This window comes from Candidatus Hydrogenedentota bacterium (assembly GCA_016791475.1).
GTDB lineage: Bacteria > Hydrogenedentota > Hydrogenedentia > Hydrogenedentales > JAEUWI01 > JAEUWI01.
The window spans coordinates 1-589 of record JAEUWI010000347.1; the positions used below are offsets into that span (position 1 = coordinate 1).

Here is a 589-nt window from a genome sequence, read left to right on the forward strand (position 1 = left end):
GTCGGCATCGGCCTAGCCACTTCCCTCACCGTGAACGCCTCCATCACCGACGCCCCCTTCGGCGAAGTCGACGGCCAGCCCGTCCGCCTCTACACCCTGACCAACGCCAACGGCGTCCAGGCCAAAATCACCAACTACGGCGGCATCGTCACCGCCTTCATCGCCCCCGACAAGGATGGCAAGATGGGCGATGTCTGCCTCGGCTTCGACACCATCGACCGCTACGTGAAGGACAGCCCCTACTTCGGCTGCATCACCGGCCGCTACGCCAACCGCATCGCGGGCGGAAAGTTCACCCTCGATGGGAAGGAATACACCCTCGCCCAGAACAACGGCAAAAACGCCCTCCACGGCGGCCTGAAGGGCTTCGACAAGAAAATCTGGGCCGCCACGCCGTCGGAATCGGCCGACGGCCCCGCGCTCAAGCTCACCTACACCAGCCCCGACGGCGAGGAGGGCTACCCCGGCAACCTGAGCTGCACCGTGACCTACACCCTCACGGCCGACAACGGCCTGCGGATCGACTACCTCGCCACCACCGACAAGCCCACAGTGCTGAACCTGACCAACCACGCCTATTTCAACCTCG

General features: G+C 64.7%; 1 protein-coding gene. It reads left to right on the forward strand.

The annotated features are described in order from the left end of the window. Positions 1-6: 6 nt before the first annotated feature. On the forward strand, positions 7-589 hold a 583-nt coding region (locus tag JNK74_29605; GenBank protein MBL7650330.1), incomplete at its 3' end, for a galactose mutarotase.